General features: G+C 53.6%; 14 protein-coding genes and 1 tRNA gene. 10 read left to right on the top strand and 5 right to left on the bottom strand.

What is annotated here, in order from left to right; genetic code table 11:
* Window positions 1–96: 96 nt before the first annotated feature.
* The gene (rcsC, locus tag N1249_RS15000) at window positions 97–2,943 is read left to right on the top strand and encodes a two-component system sensor histidine kinase RcsC (protein ID WP_259830618.1); all 2,847 of its coding nucleotides are present in this window, start codon (window positions 97–99) and stop codon (window positions 2,941–2,943) included.
* A gap of 111 nt (window positions 2,944–3,054) precedes the next feature.
* On the opposite strand, the gene rcsB is transcribed toward rcsC, so the two are convergent.
* Both rcsB and rcsD read right to left on the bottom strand, forming a co-directional pair.
* Window positions 3,055–3,705 (bottom strand): response regulator transcription factor RcsB, encoded by a 651-nt coding sequence (gene rcsB / locus N1249_RS14995; protein WP_003859405.1) that lies wholly within the window; start codon window positions 3,703–3,705, stop codon window positions 3,055–3,057.
* Window positions 3,706–3,721: 16 nt separating this feature from the next.
* Window positions 3,722–6,394: a phosphotransferase RcsD gene (rcsD, locus tag N1249_RS14990; RefSeq protein WP_259830617.1), complete on the bottom strand. Its 2,673-nt coding sequence runs from the start codon at window positions 6,392–6,394 to the stop codon at window positions 3,722–3,724.
* Window positions 6,395–7,135: 741 nt separating this feature from the next.
* Between rcsD and N1249_RS14985 the strand changes: the two genes are divergently transcribed.
* The 6 genes from N1249_RS14985 (at window position 7,136) to mgtE (ending at window position 14,506) form a co-directional block, all read left to right on the top strand.
* Entirely contained in the window at window positions 7,136–8,242 is a 1,107-nt protein-coding gene (locus N1249_RS14985; RefSeq protein ID WP_217187476.1) for a porin OmpC, read from the top strand.
* Between the two features lie 116 nt (window positions 8,243–8,358).
* Window positions 8,359–9,417, top strand: a complete 1,059-nt coding sequence (apbE, locus tag N1249_RS14980; protein ID WP_259830615.1) for an FAD:protein FMN transferase ApbE — start codon at window positions 8,359–8,361, stop codon at window positions 9,415–9,417.
* Between the two features lie 72 nt (window positions 9,418–9,489).
* On the top strand, window positions 9,490–10,548 hold the full coding sequence (ada, locus tag N1249_RS14975) for a bifunctional DNA-binding transcriptional regulator/O6-methylguanine-DNA methyltransferase Ada (RefSeq protein ID WP_259838136.1): 1,059 nt from the start codon (window positions 9,490–9,492) through the stop codon (window positions 10,546–10,548).
* Entirely contained in the window at window positions 10,548–11,198 is a 651-nt protein-coding gene (alkB, locus tag N1249_RS14970; RefSeq protein WP_259830613.1) for a DNA oxidative demethylase AlkB, read from the top strand. Before ada ends, alkB begins: the two co-directional genes overlap by 1 nt.
* A gap of 76 nt (window positions 11,199–11,274) precedes the next feature.
* Window positions 11,275–12,918, top strand: a complete 1,644-nt coding sequence (locus tag N1249_RS14965; protein WP_259830611.1) for a multidrug ABC transporter permease/ATP-binding protein — start codon at window positions 11,275–11,277, stop codon at window positions 12,916–12,918.
* Between the two features lie 151 nt (window positions 12,919–13,069).
* Complete coding sequence (gene mgtE / locus N1249_RS14960) at window positions 13,070–14,506, top strand: magnesium transporter (RefSeq protein ID WP_217187480.1); 1,437 nt, start codon at window positions 13,070–13,072, stop codon at window positions 14,504–14,506.
* Here mgtE and N1249_RS14955 read toward each other — a convergent pair.
* Window positions 14,469–15,764: a SulP family inorganic anion transporter gene (locus N1249_RS14955; protein WP_259830609.1), complete on the bottom strand. Its 1,296-nt coding sequence runs from the start codon at window positions 15,762–15,764 to the stop codon at window positions 14,469–14,471. The two genes, mgtE and N1249_RS14955, sit on opposite strands and share 38 nt — an antisense overlap.
* A gap of 188 nt (window positions 15,765–15,952) precedes the next feature.
* On the opposite strand from N1249_RS14955, the gene mqo reads away from it, so the two are divergent.
* Entirely contained in the window at window positions 15,953–17,602 is a 1,650-nt protein-coding gene (gene mqo, locus N1249_RS14950; protein ID WP_259830607.1) for a malate dehydrogenase (quinone), read from the top strand.
* A gap of 35 nt (window positions 17,603–17,637) precedes the next feature.
* On the opposite strand, the gene eco is transcribed toward mqo, so the two are convergent.
* Window positions 17,638–18,147 (bottom strand): serine protease inhibitor ecotin, encoded by a 510-nt coding sequence (eco, locus tag N1249_RS14945; RefSeq protein WP_041162094.1) that lies wholly within the window; start codon window positions 18,145–18,147, stop codon window positions 17,638–17,640.
* A 204-nt stretch (window positions 18,148–18,351) separates the two neighbouring features.
* Between eco and N1249_RS14940 the strand changes: the two genes are divergently transcribed.
* Both N1249_RS14940 and N1249_RS14935 read left to right on the top strand, forming a co-directional pair.
* A complete protein-coding gene (locus N1249_RS14940) occupies window positions 18,352–18,612 on the top strand; it encodes a DUF2534 family protein (RefSeq protein WP_014071065.1) in 261 nt (86 codons plus the stop codon).
* Between the two features lie 138 nt (window positions 18,613–18,750).
* Window positions 18,751–19,938 (top strand): MFS transporter, encoded by a 1,188-nt coding sequence (locus N1249_RS14935; RefSeq protein ID WP_259830597.1) that lies wholly within the window; start codon window positions 18,751–18,753, stop codon window positions 19,936–19,938.
* Between the two features lie 35 nt (window positions 19,939–19,973).
* Here the strand turns inward: N1249_RS14935 and N1249_RS14930 are convergent.
* A tRNA-Pro gene (locus N1249_RS14930) sits at window positions 19,974–20,050 on the bottom strand.

The raw sequence follows: 20,050 nt of genomic DNA, 5'->3' as shown, positions 1-20,050 counted from the left end.
TTTTTCAGATGCAGACAAGTGAACGTTGCGACAAGGCGCGTTTACCGCTACCTTAAACCACATTCTTTTTGACCCCGACGGCGGAGCCTCGCCCCCTTGAAATACCTCGTTTCCTTTCGTACCACGCTAAAAGTTTCTCGCTATCTGTTTCGGGCGTTGGCGCTATTGCTTTGGTTGCTGGTGGCACTGTTCTCGGTGTTTTACATCGTTAACGCGCTACACCAGAAAGAATCTGAGATCCGCCAGGAGTTCAATCTCAGTTCCGATCAGGCCCAGCGTTATATTCAGCGCACCTCGGATGTGATGAAAGAGCTGAAGTACATCGCTGAAAATCGCCTGACGGCGGAAAACGGGGTGCTTGCCACGCGCGGGCGTAATGACAAAACGGAAGTGCCGGACTTCGAACCGTTGTTTCCGGACTCTGACTGCTCTGCAATGGGCAGCACCTGGCGGGGTTCACTGGAATCACTGGCCTGGTTTATGCGCTACTGGCGCGATAATTTTTCCGCCGCCTACGATCTTAATCGCGTGTTCCTGATAGGCAGCGATAACCTGTGCATGGCTGATTTCGGCCTGCGGGATGTTCCGGTTGAACGTGATGACGCCCTGAAAAGCCTGCATGAGCGGATCGTGAAGTACCGTAATGCGCCGCAGGACGAGCGCGGCAACAATCTTTTCTGGATAAGCCAGGGCCCGCGTATGGGAGTGGGTTATTTCTATGCCCTGACGCCGGTTTATCTGGGGAATCGCTTACAGGCCCTGCTGGGTATTGAACAAACCATTCGTATGGAGAACTTCTTCACCCCAGGCAGCCTGCCGATGGGCGTGACCGTTCTGGATGAAAATGGTCACACCCTGATTTCCCTGACCGGGCCGGAAAATCGTTTAAAAGTCGATTACCACTGGATGCAGGAACGTTCATGGTTTGGCTACACGTCCGGTTTCCGTGAGCTGGTGCTGAAGAAAAGTTTACCGCCGTCTTCGCTCAGCATTGTTTACTCCGTGCCGGTCGATATGGTGCTTGAGCGGATCCGCATCCTTATCCTTAACGCTATCATTCTTAATGTGCTGGTCGGGATTGCGCTGTTTACGCTGGCGCGAATGTACGAGCGGAAAATCTTTATCCCGGCGGAAAATGACGCGCAAAGGCTGGAAGAGCACGAGCAATTTAACCGTAAGATTGTTGCTTCCGCTCCGGTGGGCATCTGTATTCTGCGCACCCAGGATGGAACGAACATCCTCAGTAACGAGCTGGCGCATAACTACCTGAACATGCTGACGCATGAAGACAGGCAGCGGCTGACGCAGATTATCTGCGGGCAGCAGGTTAACTTTGTGGATGTGCTGACCAGCACCCATACCAACCTGCAAATCAGTTTCGTCCATTCCCGTTATCGCAATGAAAACGTGGCGATTTGTGTGCTGGTGGATGTCTCTGCCCGCGTGAAAATGGAAGAGTCGCTGCAGGAAATGGCCCAGGCGGCAGAGCAGGCCAGCCAGTCGAAATCCATGTTCCTTGCGACAGTCAGCCACGAGCTGCGTACCCCGCTGTACGGGATCATCGGTAACCTCGATCTTCTGCAAACCAAAGAGCTGCCAAACGGCGTTGAGCGCCTGGTGACGGCGATGAACAACTCGTCGAGTCTGCTGCTGAAAATCATCAGCGATATCCTCGACTTCTCTAAAATTGAGTCTGAGCAGCTGAAAATTGAGCCGCGCGAGTTCTCCCCGCGTGAAGTGATGAACCACATCAGCGCCAACTATATGCCGCTGGTGGTGCGCAAACAGCTTGGGCTTTACTGCTTTATCGAACCGGATGTGCCGCTGACGCTACAGGGCGACCCGATGCGTTTGCAACAGGTGATTTCTAACCTGCTGAGCAATGCCATTAAGTTTACCGACATCGGGTGCATTGTGCTGCACGTCAGCCGGGCAGGGGATTACCTGAGCATCCGCGTGCGCGATACGGGCGTGGGGATCCCGGCGAAGGAAGTGGTTCGCCTGTTTGACCCGTTCTTCCAGGTCGGCACCGGTGTACAGCGTAATTTCCAGGGCACAGGGCTGGGGCTGGCGATTTGTGAAAAACTGATCAGCATGATGGACGGCGATATCTCCGTCGACACTGAGCCGGGTATGGGGAGTCAGTTCACCATTCGTATTCCGCTCTATTCGGCACAGTATCCGGTGAAATCCACGCTGGACGGGCTGAACGGCAAACGCTGCTGGCTGGCGGTTCACAACGCCTCGCTGCATGATTTCCTTGTCTCGTTGCTGAGCAACAGCGGGATGCGGGTGTCGCGTTATGAGGGGCAAACGCCGGACGCTGACGATATGCTGGTCACCGATGACGAGCTGGAGCAGGCCTGGACGGGGAGGGGCGTGGTCACGTTCTGCCGTCGTCATATCGGCATCCCGCTTGAACGCGCGCCGGGAGAATGGATCCACAGTGTCGCCACGCCGCATGAAATTCTGGGGCTGCTGGCGCGCATATACAGTGTCCAGCTGGAAGACAGCGAAGGCGCTGCGGCGCTGCCGTCACCGGAATCTCTGGCGTCTGAGAACGACGATATGATGATTCTGGTGGTGGACGATCACCCTATTAACCGCCGCCTGCTGGCTGACCAGCTGGGCTCGCTGGGTTACCAGTGTAAAACCGCCAATGACGGCGTGGACGCCCTGAATGTCCTGAGTAAAAACCACATCGATATCGTGCTGAGTGACGTCAACATGCCGAACATGGACGGTTATCGCCTGACGCAGCGTATTCGCCAGCTTGGCCTGACGCTGCCGGTGGTAGGGGTGACGGCAAACGCGCTGGCGGAAGAGAAGCAGCGCTGTCTGGAATCCGGCATGGACAGCTGCCTGTCGAAACCGGTGACGCTGGACGTGCTCAGGCAGACGCTGTCAATTTATGCCGAGCGGGTAAGAAAAACCCGGATATAAAAAAGGCCCGTAAGGGCCTTTTTTATTTGCCCGGCGGCGCTGCGCTTGCGCGGGCCTGCGGGGTCTGTAGGCCGGGTTAGCGAGAGCGCCACCCGGCATTTACAGTGAGGATCAATCCTTGTCCGTCGCGCTCAGCGTAACGGAGGAAAGATAGTTCAGCAGTGCAATATCGTTATCAACACCCAGTTTCATCATCGCTGATTTCTTCTGGCTACTGATGGTTTTAATACTGCGGTTCAGCTTCTTGGCAATCTCGGTCACCAGGAAACCTTCGGCGAACAGGCGCAGAACTTCACTCTCTTTTGGCGACAGACGTTTGTCACCGTAGCCACCCGCGCTGATTTTCTCCAGCAGACGGGAAACGCTTTCAGGGGTGAATTTCTTGCCTTTCTGCAACGCGGCCAGCGCTTTAGGCAGGTCGGTCGGCGCGCCTTGTTTCAGCACAATCCCTTCGATATCCAGATCCAGCACGGCGCTTAAAATCGCCGGGTTGTTGTTCATGGTCAGAACGATAATCGAGATATCCGGGAAGTGGCGTTTAATGTATTTGATGAGCGTGATCCCATCACCGTATTTATCGCCCGGCATGGAGAGATCGGTAATGAGCACGTGTGCATCAAGCTTTGGGAGGTTATTGATCAGTGCTGTGGAGTCTTCAAATTCACCGACTACATTCACCCACTCGATCTGTTCAAGTGATTTGCGAATACCGAACAGTACAATCGGATGGTCATCGGCAATAATTACGTTCATATTGTTCATGTATTAGGCTACCTTGCTACAGCAAGCTTTTGACGTAGGCGTCAATGTCGCTGATATATTTTTCAATGCCAGAGGCATCTTTCTCACGAATTAGATGTTCCAGCGTTTCACATAACTGCTTGCCGGGAACCAGATTAAGCATGGCAAACACCCCTTTAAGCCGGTGTGCTGTCTGCGCCAGCGCTGCAAAATCATTTGCAGCGGACTCAGTATACAACCGCTTAACATCATCTGGTACTGTATCAACAAAGAGTGAATAGTAGCCACTGGCATGGAGTTCGGCATTTTCGTCGCCGCCCAAAGGGGACTCCAGGATCTCTTCTTGCGCCAGCTGTTCTTCTATTAGTTGTAGTACAGCTTCCTGCATAGCATTGCTCATATTAAAGTTGACGCGCATCTGGCCTGGGCCGATTTTTCGCACGCCTGGCTCATCATCGCTTAAAAGCAAGCCGGAGGCTGTAAGATTAGACGGATTATCTGTTAAAAACAGATCAAATTCTTGACTCGTGAGCCTTTCATCAGGCGTGATGCACTCCGCTCCCCAGTTTTCTAACTGACGAACCACGATATTGCGGATCTCATTTGAGGTCACATCTACCATCACCGTCACTTCATCCAGCAGGCGTTCTTCATCTTCTTCTTGCGGATTTGCCGCCATTTTCACGTGCAGAGAATAGCGGGTGCCGAGCGACTCGCGGGCTTTGATATTCAGGTGCCCGCCAAGTTTGCGTGCCAGCTGATCGCACAACCAGAAGGTCAGGGCATTGGCTTTGCCGTAGCGATCGCTCTGGGTATCGTTCAGGAATGGGAAGTGCAGGTTATCGATTTCACTCGTGGTGACGCCTTCTCCGGTATCCAGAATACGGAACGTAAGACGATCGTCAGCCGATTCGTCGGTGCTGACCTCCAGCGTCACTTTGCCAATCTGGGTGGTGGTCACGGAATACTGAATCAGCATCAGCAGAATACGGCGCAGCGCTTCCCGATCGCCGTGGCGTTCGTCATTGGCTGGCAAGTGGTTGTTGATCAGCAGTTGTAGCCCTTTGCGTTTAATGACCGGCAACACCTCAGGCACCACTTCGTCGATCAAATCCTGAATAGAGAAGAGGGTGGAGCTTCCTTTCCAGTTGTCATTTTCCAGCATATTCGCCAGCTGAATTTCATCCACCAGGCGAACCAGTGAATCCGCCTGGCTGGCTATCTGATGGCCTTCAGGCGTGTTGATGCTGGCAACACCGCTCGCGAGGGATTTCAATGGGCGTTTAAAGGCCTCGCCAATATTCTGCATAAATGCCGCACGACCCTGCTGGTTTTTCTCGTAAAGTCGCTGCGCCTGTTTGAGCTTCTTGTTGACCAGCACTTCACGATCCTGGTCGCGGATAATAAAAATTTGCGTGCGGGAAGCGACCTGGCTGCGGAACTGGCGGATTTCATACAGTTCATTATTGATGGTGGCCTGAATCACGCCCTGGTGCTGATCTGCCATGGTGGTGATGTTTTGCAGATTAAGATGCGGCAGCAGATGATCGGCAATCTTATTGCTCATCACCGTGCGGTTCGCCTCTTGATCGTGAACCAGCACCCCAAGCGGCAGAACGGAAATAATCTCTTCGTTCAACGCCCGCAATACGCGCAGTTCATTACTGGTTCCCGCCGGGGCAGACGCGGCTTCGCTCTGACGCCCAGGCTGGAAACGGAAAGTGCTGTAACCAAACAGCGCCAGCGCCAGCAGACCAATGTTCAGCAGCAGCGGCAATAAAATGTTTTGCAGCGTATCGAGCAGCAGGGTGCCAAACGGCACTTGCCACACCAGGCGCATCCCGGTCGAGTTCAGCGAGGAGGCTATCTCTATCTTCGAGCCGTTAAAAGAGATAGCGACACTTTCAGCACCTTCTTTATCCGGCGGCGTGCGCATGTTTTGCGTGTTGTTATCGGGATCCAGACGGAAGCTGTCCAGCGGCATATCCGGTGGGATCAAGTCGTTGATCGGCAGATCAAATGCCACCACGGTTGCCAGGTGGCCTGGCTGATTGAAGGTGGTACGAAGCGTAAAGTAGTGACCGTTCTGCCAGGCAAGGCGGCGTAATGAAGAGAAACTCTCGCGTTCATCAAGTGCGTTAGCCTGTTGCAGCATTTCCGCACGACGGGAATCCACAATGCTGCCCACCGCGGTTTCTTTAAACCCGGAGGAGAGATCTTTGAGCGGTAAGGTCGAAATCAGGATCATACTGTTGTCCTGACCATTCAGATAATACATCGACCATGGCACTGTTTCTGCACCCCAAAGGGTATCAAGGTACGAGGAGATGCGCTGGGTCATCTCAAGCGTTGCGCTGTCGTGCGAGCCGAAAATGAGCGCTTCTGTTTTACGCTGCGGTTTTTCCAGGTAGTAAACGTCCTGCTTCAGGCGCGTTTCCTGTAACCCTTCCCCGGATGACGTTGCAGGCGCAGCGGCAATATTGTCGTAAATCTGCCAGGTGGCGTAACGCCATGTATCGATGCGCTTATGCACCGCATGGGTGATATCCACTATCTGATAGCTTTTATCCTTCAGCCAGGCATTAACCGCACTCTGAACCATCACCCCCATCGTGACTAACAGCACGACGATCAACAGAAGAAAGAAACGGGTGATGCTCCCGGGAAGAAGGGAGAATTTGCTCGGGGCGGTGGTTTCAGACTGACTCATTGATATGTTAACCCGTGATGGCCGCGCTTTAAGGGGATAGGGCAGTATAAAGGGTAATAACTGAATTTCCAGCGCCGTAGCCTGTGAATAGATGACTTTTTCCGTGGCGATTATCCCTGCACCACATTGCGTTAAAGGTGTACAGCTTGCGAGTGTTTGTACAAATAAGGAACGACGAAGTTCAGGAAATAGCACGAATTAACAAGAAATTATGCTTTTCAGCAATCGCGAATACGGGGAGATGATTTCGGCTGAATTTAATTAATAGTCGTTATGATTTCCGGTCGGTAGCACAACGAAAATATAATTACGTAAAGAAAGGTAAAAAAAAACCGAATGCTCGGCATCCGGTTCAATTAGGGATAAACAGACATTCAAAACTGAATGACGGTAATAAATAAAGTTAATGATGATAGCGAGAGTTATTTTAGTGATTTTGCTGGTTTTTGTTTTGTCATTCAGTGCTGTAACATTTTTCAATGTAACATCTTGATTTTACATGGTGAAGTTTTTCGTTTGATTATACGTGCTATATTTTTAAGCTCTTCGTGCTTTGTAAAAGTTCCCCTTAATTTACAAAATGAAACATCTTGGGTGAAAAATGAAACATCTTCAAAGTTTTCGTATCATATTCCCGTTGGATTATTCTGTAATTTTAAGGAGAATGAAATTGCCGACTGGTTAAGAGGGTTAATCAGTAAGCAGTGGTAATAATAAGGCATATAACAGAGGGTTAATAACATGAAAGTTAAAGTACTGTCCCTCCTGGTACCAGCACTGCTGGTAGCAGGCGCAGCAAATGCGGCTGAAATTTATAACAAAGACGGCAACAAATTAGATCTGTACGGTAAAGTCGACGGTCTGCACTATTTCTCCGACGACAAAGGTAACGACGGCGACCAGACCTACATGCGTATCGGCTTCAAAGGCGAAACTCAGGTTAACGATCAACTGACCGGTTACGGCCAATGGGAATACCAGATTCAGGGTAACACCTCTGAAAGCGACAACCAGTCCTGGACGCGTGTTGCATTCGCAGGTCTGAAATTCGCTGATGCGGGTTCTTTCGATTACGGTCGTAACTACGGCGTTATCTACGACGTGACCTCCTGGACTGACGTTCTGCCAGAATTCGGCGGCGACACCTACGGTGCAGATAACTTCCTGCAATCCCGTGCTAACGGCGTAGCAACCTACCGTAACCAGGACTTCTTCGGTCTGGTCGATGGCCTGAACTTTGCACTGCAATATCAGGGCAAAAACGGCAGCGTAGACGGCGAGAACAACACCGGTCGTAGCACCCTGAAACAGAACGGTGACGGTTACGGCGCGTCCCTGACCTACAACCTGGGTGAAGGCTTCAGCATCGGTGGTGCAATGTCTTCTTCCAAACGTACTTACGATCAGAACAACACCGCAGCACTGGGCAACGGCGATCACGCTGAAGTCTACTCTGGTGGTCTGAAATATGATGCGAACAACATCTATCTGGCCGCGCAGTACTCTCAGACCTATAACGCAACCCGTTTTGGTAACTCTCAGAGCAGCAGCGACATTTATGGCTTTGCTAACAAAGCGCAGAACTTCGAAGTGGTTGCTCAGTACCAGTTCGACTTCGGCCTGCGTCCTTCCGTGGCTTACCTCCAGTCTAAAGGTAAGGACATCGAAGGTTACGGCGATCAAGATCTGCTGAAATATGTTGATGTTGGTGCGACTTACTACTTCAACAAAAACATGTCTACCTACGTGGACTACAAAATCAACCTGCTGGATGACAACAACTTCACCAAACAGGCTGGTATCGGTACTGATGACATCGTAGCGCTGGGTCTGGTTTACCAGTTCTAATCGCTTCTCAGTATTACAAAGGGGCCATCTGGCCCCTTTTTTCATACATTTTTTGGGGTCTTACAAATGCCCCGTTTTGGTGTACTCTTGCCGGCCTGGCATGAGGATAATAATGAATGGACATGACTTTTTTACGCGCCAGCTTTCTGGCTACCCTTTTTTTCCTGACAGCATGTGACTCTTCCACCCCCCCGGTGGCCCAAAAAGACACCCCTGCGGCAACGGTCCTTGAAGGCAAAACGATGGGCACCTTCTGGCGTGTCAGCGTGATGCACCTCGACAGTGCACGTGCCGACGATCTGCGTGGAAAAATTCAGGCACAGCTGGATGCCGACGATCAGCTGCTTTCCACATACAAAAACGACTCCGCGCTGATGCGCTTTAATCTGTCGAAAAGCACCTCGCTCTGGCCGGTAAGTGAAGCCATGGCTGATATCGTGACCGAGGCGATGCGCGTGGGTTACAAAACAAACGGCGCTATGGATGTGACAGTCGGACCGCTGGTTAATCTGTGGGGATTTGGTCCGAATAAACAGCCGGTGACGACACCCGATCAGGCGGCTATTGATGATGCGCGCGCCCGTACAGGTTTGCAGCATTTGACGGTGATTCATCAGTACGGGCAGCAGTATCTGCAAAAAGACATTCCTGACTTGTTTGTCGATCTCTCAACGGTAGGAGAGGGCTATGCCGCCGATCACCTGGCCGCACTGATGACCCAGGAAGGGATTTCGCGTTATCTGGTCTCTGTCGGCGGCGCCTTAGTCAGCCGGGGAATGAATGCGACTGGCAAAGCGTGGCGCGTGGCCATTCAAAAACCGACCGATCAGCAAAACGCCGTGCAGGCGATTGTGGATATCAACGGCCACGGGATCAGTACGTCCGGCAGCTACCGTAACTATTACGAGCTGGACGGCAAACGTATTTCACATGTTATCGATCCGCAAACAGGTCGTCCGATCGAGCACAATCTGGTGTCCGTGACGGTGATCGCCCCGACCGCCCTGGAAGCCGATGCCTGGGACACCGGGTTAATGGTTCTTGGCCCGGAAAAGGCTAAAGAGGTGGTTCGTCAGGAAGGCCTTGCGGTGTACATGATAACCAAAGAGGGCGATGGGTTTAAAACCTGGAGCTCCCCGCAGTTTGAAAGCTTCCTCGTGAGCGAAAAAAATTAAAAAGCAAGGTTGCGGGTTTTTGTCCGGTGGCGCTCAGGCAAGGTATGAGTATGCTTGTAAGAGGAGCCGATGATGAAAAACCTGACCTTTAAAACCGATGAGGATCGCTGGCAGGCCGTGCTCGCCCGCGATCCGCGCGCTGATAATCAGTTTGTCTTTGCCGTGCAAACGACCGGCATCTTTTGCCGCCCGTCCTGCCGGGCTCGCCACGCGCTGCGAAAAAATGTTCGATTTTATCCTGATGCGCAACATGCCGGGCAGGATGGCTTTCGCCCCTGTAAGCGCTGTATGCCGGATAAACGCGACCCGCAGGAGCAGAAACTGGCAAAAGTCGAACAGGCCTGCCGTCTGCTGGAACAGGACTCGTCCATTACCCTCGAATTGCTTGCGCAGCAGGTAGCGATGAGTCCATTCCATTTCCATCGTCTGTTTAAATCCATCACCGGCATGACGCCCAAAGCCTGGCAGCAGGCCGCGCGCGACCGCCGTCTGCGCAGTGCGCTGGCACAGGGCGATAAAATTACCGATGCCGTGCTGGCCGCAGGTTTTCCTGACAGCAGCAGTTATTATCGTAAAGCCGATAGCGCGTTGGGTATGACGGCAAAACAGTACCGTAAAGGTGACGTTGCGGTGCATTACGCGCTAAGCAACTGCACCTTCGGTCGCTGCCTGGTGGCAGAGAGCGAGCGGGGGATCTGCGCTATTTTGCTGGGTGACGACGACGCGATGTTAACGGATGAGCTGCATTCACTGTTTCCCCATGCCCGGCCCGAGACTGCGGACGGCGCTTTTGCGCTGCGGGTTAGCCAGGTTATCGAAAGCCTCGACAACCAAAATACCCCTTTAACGTTACCGCTGGATATTCGCGGCACGGCTTTCCAGCAGCAGGTCTGGCAGGCGTTGCGCGCCATCCCCTGCGGGGAAACGGCAAGCTATCAGCAGGTGGCGAAAATCATCGGGAAACCCGCCGCCGTGCGCGCCGTTGCCGGAGCATGTGCTGCCAATAAGCTGGCGATCGTTATCCCCTGTCATCGGGTGGTGCGTAACGATGGCGCACTTTCAGGCTACCGCTGGGGCACTGCGCGCAAGGCGCTGTTGCTACAACGTGAAGCGAAAAACCGGGAGGGATAATGCTCGATCTGTTCGCCGGGGCTGAACCCTGGCAAGAGCCGCTGGCGCCGGGCGCGGTGATCCTGCGCCGTTTTGCGCTCTCCCGCGCGGCGGCGCTGTTTGACGGTATAAACGCCGTCGCGGCACGCTCGCCGTTTCGCCATATGGTGACGCCGGGCGGCTATACCATGTCAGTGGCGATGACTAACTGCGGCAGGTTAGGCTGGACGACGGACGATCGCGGCTATCTGTATGCCCCGGTGGACCCCATAACGGGTAACCCGTGGCCCGCCATGCCCGATGCGTTTCAGGCGTTGTGTCACGATGCTGCCGTGACTGCGGGTTATGCCGATTTTACCCCGGATGCCTGCCTGATTAACCGCTACGCCGTCGGCGCGAAACTCTCGTTGCATCAGGATAAAGATGAGCCGGATTTACGGGCGCCCATTGTCTCGGTCTCTTTAGGGCTGCCGGCAGTCTTTCAGTTTGGCGGGCTGCGGCGTAACGACCCGCTGAAACGCGTGATGCTGGAGCACGGCGACGTGGTGGTGTGGGGTGGGGAATCACGGCTCTACTACCACGGTATTCAGCAGCTGAAACCGGGTTTTCATCCGCAGGCGCAAGCGTTCCGCTATAACCTGACCTTCCGTCAGGCAGCGTATAGCGAATAAAAATAAGAATTATTCTTGATGTGCGCGCAGGGCAGTTTACACTGCTGGCTGATTTTTATTGCCTGGATTGCTCCGTATGCAACTACTTCTTCTTGTCTGGCGTCAGTACCGCTGGCCTTTTATGGCGGTGATGGCATTAAGCCTGGCCAGCGCGGCGTTAGGTATTGGCCTGATCGCGTTCATCAATGTTCGACTGATCGAAATGGTCGACACATCTTTGTCGGTGCTGCCAGAGTTTCTGGGCTTGCTGTTGCTGTTGATGGCCGTGACGTTAGGCTCCCAGCTGGCGTTAACCACGCTTGGCCACCACTTTGTTTATCGCCTGCGTAGCGAGTTTATCAAGCGAATTCTGGACACTCAGGTAGAGCGCGTCGAGCAGCTCGGCAGTGCTTCTCTGCTGGCGGGGCTGACCAGCGATGTGCGTGCTATCACCATCGCGTTCGTGCGTCTGCCGGAGCTGGTGCAGGGGATTATTTTGACTTTTGGCTCGGCGGCTTATCTTGCCTGGCTCTCAACCAAAATGCTGGCGGTGACTGCGCTTTGGATTGTGGTCACCATCTGGGGCGGCTATCTGCTGGTGGCGCGCGTTTATAAGCACATGGCGGTGCTGCGTGAAACGGAAGATAAGCTCTATAACGATTATCAGACGGTGCTGGAAGGGCGCAAAGAGCTGACGCTGAACCGCGAGCGTGCCGAGCATATCTTTAATCACCTCTATATCCCTGATGCCCGCGAGTATCGTCATCATATTATCCGGGCGGATACCTTCCACCTGAGCGCGGTGAACTGGTCAAACATCATGATGCTGGGTGCCATTGGTCTGGTGTTCTGGATGGCAAACAGCCTGGGATGGGCTGACACCAATGTGGCGGCGACCTACTCGCTGACGCTGCTGTTTTTACGCACGCCATTGCTTTCTGCCGTAGGGGCACTGCCGACGCTGCTCAGCGCCCAGGTGGCCTTCAACAAACTGAAGAAATTCGACCTCGCGCCGTTTAAGGCCGAGTTCCCGCGTCCACAGGCGTTCCCGGACTGGAAAACGCTGGAACTGCGTAATGTGACGTTCCGCTACCAGGACAATGCATTTTCTGTTGGCCCGGTTAATCTCACCATTCACCGGGGTGAGATGCTGTTCCTGATTGGCGGTAACGGCAGCGGGAAATCCACGCTGGCAATGCTGCTCACGGGGCTTTACCAGCCGCAATCTGGCGAGATCCTGCTGGATGGCAAGGCGCTGAACGCAGAGAAACCGGAGGACTATCGCAAGCTGTTTTCAGCGGTGTTCACCGATGTCTGGCTATTTGAGCAACTGCTGGGGCCAGAGGGGCAACTGGCGGATCCGGCGCTGGTAGAGAAGTGGCTTTCGCATCTGCAAATGTCGCATAAGCTGGAGCTGAAAGAGGGCAAGATCCTGAACCTCAAGCTGTCCAAAGGGCAGAAAAAACGCGTTGCGCTGCTGCTGGCGCTGGCGGAAGAGCGTGACATTATCCTGCTGGATGAGTGGGCCGCCGATCAGGATCCGCATTTCCGCCGCGAGTTTTATCAGGTGCTGTTGCCGTTGATGCAGGAGATGGGCAAAACCATCTTTGCTATCAGCCATGACGATCACTACTTCATTCACGCCGATCGTCTGCTGGAGATGCGGGATGGACAGCTGAGTGAGCTGATCGGTGAAGAGCGCGATGCCGCGTCCCGTGATGCGGTGGCGCGTACGGCGTAAGAGTTTGTGTGCCGGGTGGCGGCTCCGCCTTACCCGGCCTGTTTTTTATATTTCCTCGCTGCTTTTTTGCCCACCTTGTCCCGTTGTTTATTCTTATTTACATATCCCCGCGCTATGCTTGATGTCATCTCATTTCATGGATTAATGATTGATGTCGGTAATAAACAAAAACAGCGCAAGGCTGCGCGACCAGGAGCGTGCGCGTCTCATCTGGCTTCTCACGACCGATAAAGCGGTCACTTCAGCGTTATTAGGCAAACTGACCCTGGCTGAGCAATATGATGTCGGCACCTTATCCGACGATATTGCTGAGGTAGGTGCGCTGGTTGCTCATCTTCCGCCGCCCGACCTGGCGGATACCCTTGAAGCACTCCCCTCCGAAGAGCGTCACGCCCTGTGGCGCCTGGTTGAAGATCACGAACGTGGTCAGGTATTGCTGGAAGCCTCCGAAAACGTCTGGGATGACCTCATTGATGAGATGAGTGACCGGGATATCCTCGATGCCGTGCAGACCCTGGATATCGACGAGCAGATTTACCTTGTTCAGCACCTGCCGCGAAACCTGACCGGTCGCCTGCTGGCGTCACTGCCAGCCGATGAACGTGCCCGCGTACGCCAGGTGATGCATTACGAGAAAAACAGCGTCGGCGCGATTATGGAGTTTGGCGTCATCACGGTACGCCCGGACGTGACGCTTGGGGCGGTGCAGCGCTATCTGCGCCGTCTGGGCAAGATGCCCGACAACACCGATAAGCTGTTTGTGACCTCGCGCGATAAAACGTTGTTGGGTGAACTCGAGCTGAAAACCATTCTGCTGAACAGTGCGCAGCGACGGGTGAGTGAGGTGATGGAAACTGAGCCTATGGTCTTCTCACCTGAAGATGACGCCGAAAAAGCGGCGCGAACCTTCGAACGTGACGACCTGGTCAGTGCGGCGGTGGTGGATTCCGTGGGTAAACTGATGGGGCGTCTGACCATCGATGAGATTGTTGACGTGGTTTACGAAGAAACCGATAACGACCTGCGCGCCCTCGGGGGTCTGAGTGCGGAAGATGACGTACATGCCTCGGTAGGTAAGGCGGTTAAAACCCGCTGGGCATGGCTTGCCATTAACCTCTGTACTGCGTTTATCGCCTCCCGCGTGATTGACGGCTTTGAACACACGATTTCGCAACTGGTGGCGCTGGCCTCTCTGATGCCTATTGTCGCCGGGATTGGCGGAAACACCGGAAACCAGACCATTACCATGATTGTTCGTGCCCTGGCGCTGGAAAACATTCAGCCCGGCAACTTTGCGTTTCTCATCTTCAGGGAAATGGGGGTGGCGCTGATTAACGGCCTGGTGTGGGGCGGTATCATGGGCGGGATAACATGGTGGTTGTACAGCGATATGGCGTTGGGCGGTGTGATGATGCTGGCGATGGTGCTTAACCTGCTGATGGCCGCCATGATGGGCGTGATTATCCCTATGACGATGACCCGTCTTGGGCGCGACCCCGCGGTGGGGTCGAGCGTCATGATCACCGCCATCACCGATACCGGCGGTTTCTTTATTTTTCTTGGGCTGGCGACGATTTTTCTGATGTAAGTTCGTGCCTGCGCTTAATACGCGCAGGGAGGAGCGCCATCACAATAATCCCGCCGAGGACGCCAATCGCCAGATTACCGGTCGATACCGTCGCGGCTACGGTGACCAGCATCACTACCGTTTCAGCGATGGGCGCACCTTTCACCGTTGCGGGCTGAATGCTGTGCCAGCTGAAGGTTTTGATGGCGACAATCGCCATAATCCCGGCCAGAACGGCCATCGGGATTTTAGCCATCACTTCGCTCAGCGCGGTGACCAGCACCAGCAACACAACGCCTGCGGCAAGGGTCGAAATGCGGCTACGGCCTTTACCCATTTCCACGTTGACGATGGTTTGCCCGATCATGGCGCAACCGGCAATGCCCCCGTAAAGACCGGCCATGATATTACCGATGCCCAGGCCAATGCTTTCGCGGCGCTTGCCCGATGGTGTAACCGTCAGTTCATCCACCAGTTTTGCCGTCAGCAATGATTCCAGCAGGCCGACAAACGCGATACTTAACGCACAGGGCCAGATAATGCTCAGGGTTTCCAGATTCAGGGGGACAAGCAGCTGAGTCAGCCCGGGAAGACCACCACTCATTGAGCCTTCATCACCCACGGTCGGCAGGATTTGCCCGGTGGTTACCGTGAACAGGGTTAAGACCACAATGGCAATCAGCGGAGAGGGAATGCTTTTTATATAGCGCGGAACCCACAACACAATCAGCAGCGTCAGCACGAACAGGCCAACAATCAGCGGGCTTCTGCTCCAGAAATGGGGCACCTGGGCAAAGAAAATCAAAATCCCAAGGGCGTTAACGAAGCCGGTCATCACCGACTGCGGAATAAAACGCATCAACCGCGCCATCCCGAGCACGCCAAACAGGATCTGGATCGCTCCCGCCATAATCACCGCCGGCAAAATGTACTGCACGCCGTGCTGATGCACCATCGGGCCGATGACCAGCGCCACAGAGCCCGCTGCGGCCGTTACCATAGCAGGGCGACCGCCGAGAACCGAGAGGGCAAGACAAAGCACTACAGAGGCAATCAGGCTGACTTTGGGATCCACACCCGCAACCACTGAGAAGGAGATAACTTCAGGGATCAGTGCCAGCGCGGTAATCACCCCGGCCAGTGTTTCACGGATGAAGAGCGACGGGGAGCGCAGTACAACAGCAATACGGCCCTCATCGGGCAAAGAAGAGTGTGGTAATGACATAACAGTTCGCAGGTTAGGGCAGGCTTCCGTGCGCGCGATCACAAAGTGCAGCATAGTAGCCAGAAAAAAAGCGCGTTGCCAGTCGAACCCCCAATCCCCTACAAACAATCCATCATTAAATTTCACAATTACAATAATTTCGTAACCTTTAAACAATATTTAAAAGTTGTTACCGTTCCCCCCGCAGCTTTTTTCACCTGCAATTTCCACGCATAAAGCACTATTACTCTAAGGCATAAATTATGAAAAAAATGACTGCCATGCTCTTCTCTGTGGCTATGGGACTGAATGCTGTCTCAATGGTGGCGAATGCCGCCGCGCCAAAAGAGCAGGAAACGGACGTCCTTTTAATTGGTGGTGGCATCATGAGTGCCACGCTGGGAACCTATCTGCAAGAATTACAGCCAGACTGGTCGATGACCATGGTCGAACGTCTTGATGGCGTGGCTCAGGAGAGCTCTAACGGCTGGAACAACGCCGGGACCGGGCACTCGGCACTCATGGAACTGAACTACACGCCGCAGAAAAAGGACGGTTCCATTAGTATCGAGAAGGCGGTAGAGATCAACGAAGCTTTCCAGATCTCCCGTCAGTTCTGGTCACACCAGGTGAACAGCGGCGTGATGCACGATCCGCACTCCTTCATCAATACCGTACCGCACATGAGCTTTGTGTGGGGCGATCAGAACGTCAACTTCCTGCGCGCGCGTTACGCGGCTTTACAGCAGAGCACGCTGTTCCGCGGCATGAAGTATTCAGAAGACCACGCGCAGATTAAAGAGTGGGCTCCGCTGGTCATGGAAGGCCGTGATCCAAACCAGAAAGTAGCAGCAACCCGCACTGAAATCGGTACGGACGTCAACTACGGCGAAATTACCCGTCAGCTGGTGGGCTCTCTGAAGAAAAAAGAGAACTTCAACCTGCAACTGAGCACCGAAGTGCGCGGCTTCAAGCGTAACGCGGATAACAGCTGGAGCGTGACGGTTGCCGATCTGAAAAACAACGACGCTGAACATGTGATTAAAGCGAAGTTTGTCTTTATCGGCGCGGGCGGTGCAGCGCTGAAACTGCTTCAGGAGTCAGGCATTCCGGAAGCTGACGACTATGCGGGCTTCCCGGTTGGCGGGCAGTTCCTGGTGTCGGATAACCCGGAAGTGGTGAACCGTCATCTGGCGAAAGTGTACGGTCAGGCTTCTGTAGGGGCGCCGCCGATGTCCGTTCCGCACATCGATACCCGCATTCTTGACGGTAAACGCGTCGTGCTGTTCGGGCCATTCGCGACCTTCTCGACTAAATTCCTGAAAAACGGTTCTCTGTTCGATCTGCTGAGCGCGACCACTACATCCAACTTCAAACCGATGGTTGATGTGGGTCTGGATAACTTCGATCTGGTGAAATACCTGATTAGCCAGGTCATGCTCTCTGACGACGATCGTTTCGCGGCGCTGAAAGAGTACTATCCGCAGGCGAAGAAAGAAGACTGGCGTCTGTGGCAGGCGGGTCAGCGCGTGCAGATCATCAAGCGTGATCCGAAAGAAGGCGGCGTATTGCGTCTGGGTACTGAAGTGGTGAGCGATAAAGATGGCTCCATCGCAGCCCTGCTGGGGGCTTCCCCGGGAGCGTCTACTGCTGCGCCAATTATGCTGCACCTGATGGAAAAAGTGTTTAAAGATAAAGTCGCCAGCCCGGAATGGCAGGCGAAACTGAAAACCATTATCCCGTCTTACGGTACTAAGCTGAACGGCAACGTAGCAGCAACGGAGCAAGAGCTGGAATACACCAGTCACGTTCTGCAACTGCAATATGTTAAGCCACAGGCAGCTGAAGCGGCACCGAAGGCAGAGCTGAAGCCTCAGGCGGAAAACAAACCGGTTGCGGATATCGCGCTGTAAAATAAAAAGCCGGGTAATGATTACCCGGCTTTTTATCAACGTACTACCGCTTGTCCGATAGTTTCATCTGCCTTCCACACCCGATATTTCACGTCGATGTTTTCAGGCGTATAGACCACAATTGGCAGCTTGCTGTTGTAGCGCAGCAGACTGTTATCACCCAGATACGCGGTCACAAATTTCTTCTCTTTTTTACCGTCCGGGCAGGCCATCATGGTCGATACCGGAGAGGTGACTTTATCAAAGACGTAGTAGTCGTAACCCCAGCCTTCCAGGGTTTTGCTTTCCAGCTGGCCGCCCAGGCGATGCTGGTTGCAGTCCACTTCCAGCGTCTGTCCAATCAACAGTTCCACTTTGAAATTCGCTTCATCCTGCTGAACCGGTAATTGGATCACCTGACGCTTCATGCCTTTTTCCGCTTGCGGATAAGGCGCGACTTTTTCCAGAGGCTGCTCTTTTGAGGTTTCACTGGCAAAAGCGCTGGTGCTGACGCACGCTGCGGCGAGGAGGGCAATGGCAAATTTAGGTGCGTTTTTCACAGTCATTCCTTTATGTCAAAACGATCCTGTCCAGATTAGCATAATGCCGGTGAATGAATGGATGTATTTACTTATATTTTCATTGGTTTTGGATTAATAAACTGCATTTTAAGAGTTTTTGTGGTTGTTAATTCTGGAATGGAGTCGGACGGGAGATCGTGTTAGTGTTAGCGCTAAATAATGTTGTTCATCTGTAAAGGAAAGAGAGACATGGTTCGCGCAAAACTGAAAACACCTGAAGGCCGGAAGTTTTTACTGGCACTGCTCGTTGTGTTTATGATTGCTGCCGCAGGCGTCGGGCGGGCAACCATTGTCGGTGTTATCGAGCAGTATAACATCCCACTTTCCGAGTGGACGACCAGCATGTATGTGCTGCAATCAGCGATGATCTGCGTTTACAGCCTGGTGTTTACCGTTCTGCTCGCCATCCCGTTGGGGATCTATTTCCTGGGTGACCGCGAAAAGCATTAAGCCGCCATTCGCTATACTAAAGCCAGCCTGCGGGTTGGCTTTTTTTATGCCGTCATGTCTTTTAACGATATTTATTCTCATTTCCAGGTTAACCTGTTGCGAACGCTATGATTGTTCTACAGAAAACAGGAGACGTTAATGCTATCCCGGTTTGCAACGCTTAGCCGGATCCCAAAGGGAGTCTGGGTTGTGGGTGGTGTCAGTATGTTGATGGATATCTCATCGGAGATTATCCACAGCCTGTTGCCGCTGTTTATGGTGACCACGCTTGGTGCCAGCGTGATTTTTATCGGCCTGATTGAAGGGCTGGCAGAAGCCACCGCGTTATTTATCAAAATCTTTTCCGGAGCGATCAGCGATTATATCGGAAAAAGAAAAGGGTTAGCCGTGCTGGGTTATGGGCTGGGGGCGTTAAGTAAGCCGTTGTTTGCGATAGCCTCGTCGTCCGGCATGATCTTAGGCGCACGATTAATCGACCGTGTAGGGAAGGGGATTCGCGGTGCACCGCGAGATGCACTGGTCGCAGATGTTACGCCACCTGAACTGCGTGGTGCCGCGTTTGGCCTGCGCCAGTCAATGGACACGGTCGGCGCTTTTCTCGGGCCGTTGCTGGCCGTAGGGTTAATGCTGCTGTGGAATGATGATTTCCGCGCTATTTTCTGGGTTGCGGTGATCCCCGGTGTGCTCGCGGTTGCGCTGCTGTTCTTTGGGCTGCATGAACCCAAAACGCCGGTTGAGCACAAACGTAGCAATCCGGTAAAAAAAGAGAATCTTAAGCGACTGGGTAAAGGCTGCTGGTGGGTCATCGGATTAGGGGCCGTCTTCACCCTTGCGCGTTTCAGTGAAGCCTTTCTGGTGCTTCGGGCGCAGCAGTCGGGCGTACCGCTGGCCCTTATCCCGCTGGTCATGGTTGCCATGAACCTGCTCTATTTCCTTTCTGCCTATCCGTTTGGCAAGTTATCCGATGCGATGAGTCATACCCGCCTGTTGCAGTGGGGGCTGGTGGTGTTAATCGCTGCGGATATCGTACTGGCGTTCACAACCCACTGGACTGGTATCATCCTGGGCGTCGCGCTCTGGGGCGTGCACATGGGAATGACGCAGGGACTGCTTGCGGCAATGATTGCGAAAACCGCACCAGCGGATCTGCGCGGCACGGCGTACGGTATTTTCAGTATGGTCAGCGGCGTTGGGTTATTGATTGCAAGCGTAGTGGCCGGGGTTATCTGGGAAACGTGGGGCGCGGAATATACGTTTTATACCGGAGCGGTTATCTGTCTGCTGACACTCTGCTACCTGATGAAAACGCCGGATGACGTGCAATAAAAAAACCAGCCATATGGCTGGTTTTCAGGTGTTTTTGGTCGGCACGAGAGGATTTGAACCTCCGACCCCCGACACCCCATGACGGTGCGCTACCAGGCTGCGCTACGTGCCG

Origin of the sequence: Enterobacter sp. CP102 (assembly GCF_025152625.1) — a bacterium.
Classification (GTDB): Bacteria; Pseudomonadota; Gammaproteobacteria; order Enterobacterales; family Enterobacteriaceae; genus Enterobacter; species Enterobacter soli.
This window is presented reverse-complemented; position numbering and strand designations above follow the sequence as displayed.

What these genes read in the sequence shown, in the direction of transcription:
- N1249_RS14940 (WP_014071065.1), top strand. Translation starts at nt 18,352, where the DNA reads ATGGTTCGCGCAAAACTGAAAACACCTGAAGGCCGGAAGTTTTTACTG.
- ada (WP_259838136.1), top strand. Translation starts at nt 9,490, where the DNA reads ATGAAAAACCTGACCTTTAAAACCGATGAGGATCGCTGGCAGGCCGTG.
- eco (WP_041162094.1), bottom strand. Translation starts at nt 18,147, where the DNA reads ATGACTGTGAAAAACGCACCTAAATTTGCCATTGCCCTCCTCGCCGCA.
- N1249_RS14935 (WP_259830597.1), top strand. Translation starts at nt 18,751, where the DNA reads ATGCTATCCCGGTTTGCAACGCTTAGCCGGATCCCAAAGGGAGTCTGG.
- N1249_RS14985 (WP_217187476.1), top strand. Translation starts at nt 7,136, where the DNA reads ATGAAAGTTAAAGTACTGTCCCTCCTGGTACCAGCACTGCTGGTAGCA.
- N1249_RS14955 (WP_259830609.1), bottom strand. Translation starts at nt 15,764, where the DNA reads ATGCTGCACTTTGTGATCGCGCGCACGGAAGCCTGCCCTAACCTGCGA.
- rcsD (WP_259830617.1), bottom strand. Translation starts at nt 6,394, where the DNA reads ATGAGTCAGTCTGAAACCACCGCCCCGAGCAAATTCTCCCTTCTTCCC.
- rcsB (WP_003859405.1), bottom strand. Translation starts at nt 3,705, where the DNA reads ATGAACAATATGAACGTAATTATTGCCGATGACCATCCGATTGTACTG.
- mgtE (WP_217187480.1), top strand. Translation starts at nt 13,070, where the DNA reads ATGTCGGTAATAAACAAAAACAGCGCAAGGCTGCGCGACCAGGAGCGT.
- N1249_RS14965 (WP_259830611.1), top strand. Translation starts at nt 11,275, where the DNA reads ATGCAACTACTTCTTCTTGTCTGGCGTCAGTACCGCTGGCCTTTTATG.
- alkB (WP_259830613.1), top strand. Translation starts at nt 10,548, where the DNA reads ATGCTCGATCTGTTCGCCGGGGCTGAACCCTGGCAAGAGCCGCTGGCG.
- mqo (WP_259830607.1), top strand. Translation starts at nt 15,953, where the DNA reads ATGAAAAAAATGACTGCCATGCTCTTCTCTGTGGCTATGGGACTGAAT.
- apbE (WP_259830615.1), top strand. Translation starts at nt 8,359, where the DNA reads ATGGACATGACTTTTTTACGCGCCAGCTTTCTGGCTACCCTTTTTTTC.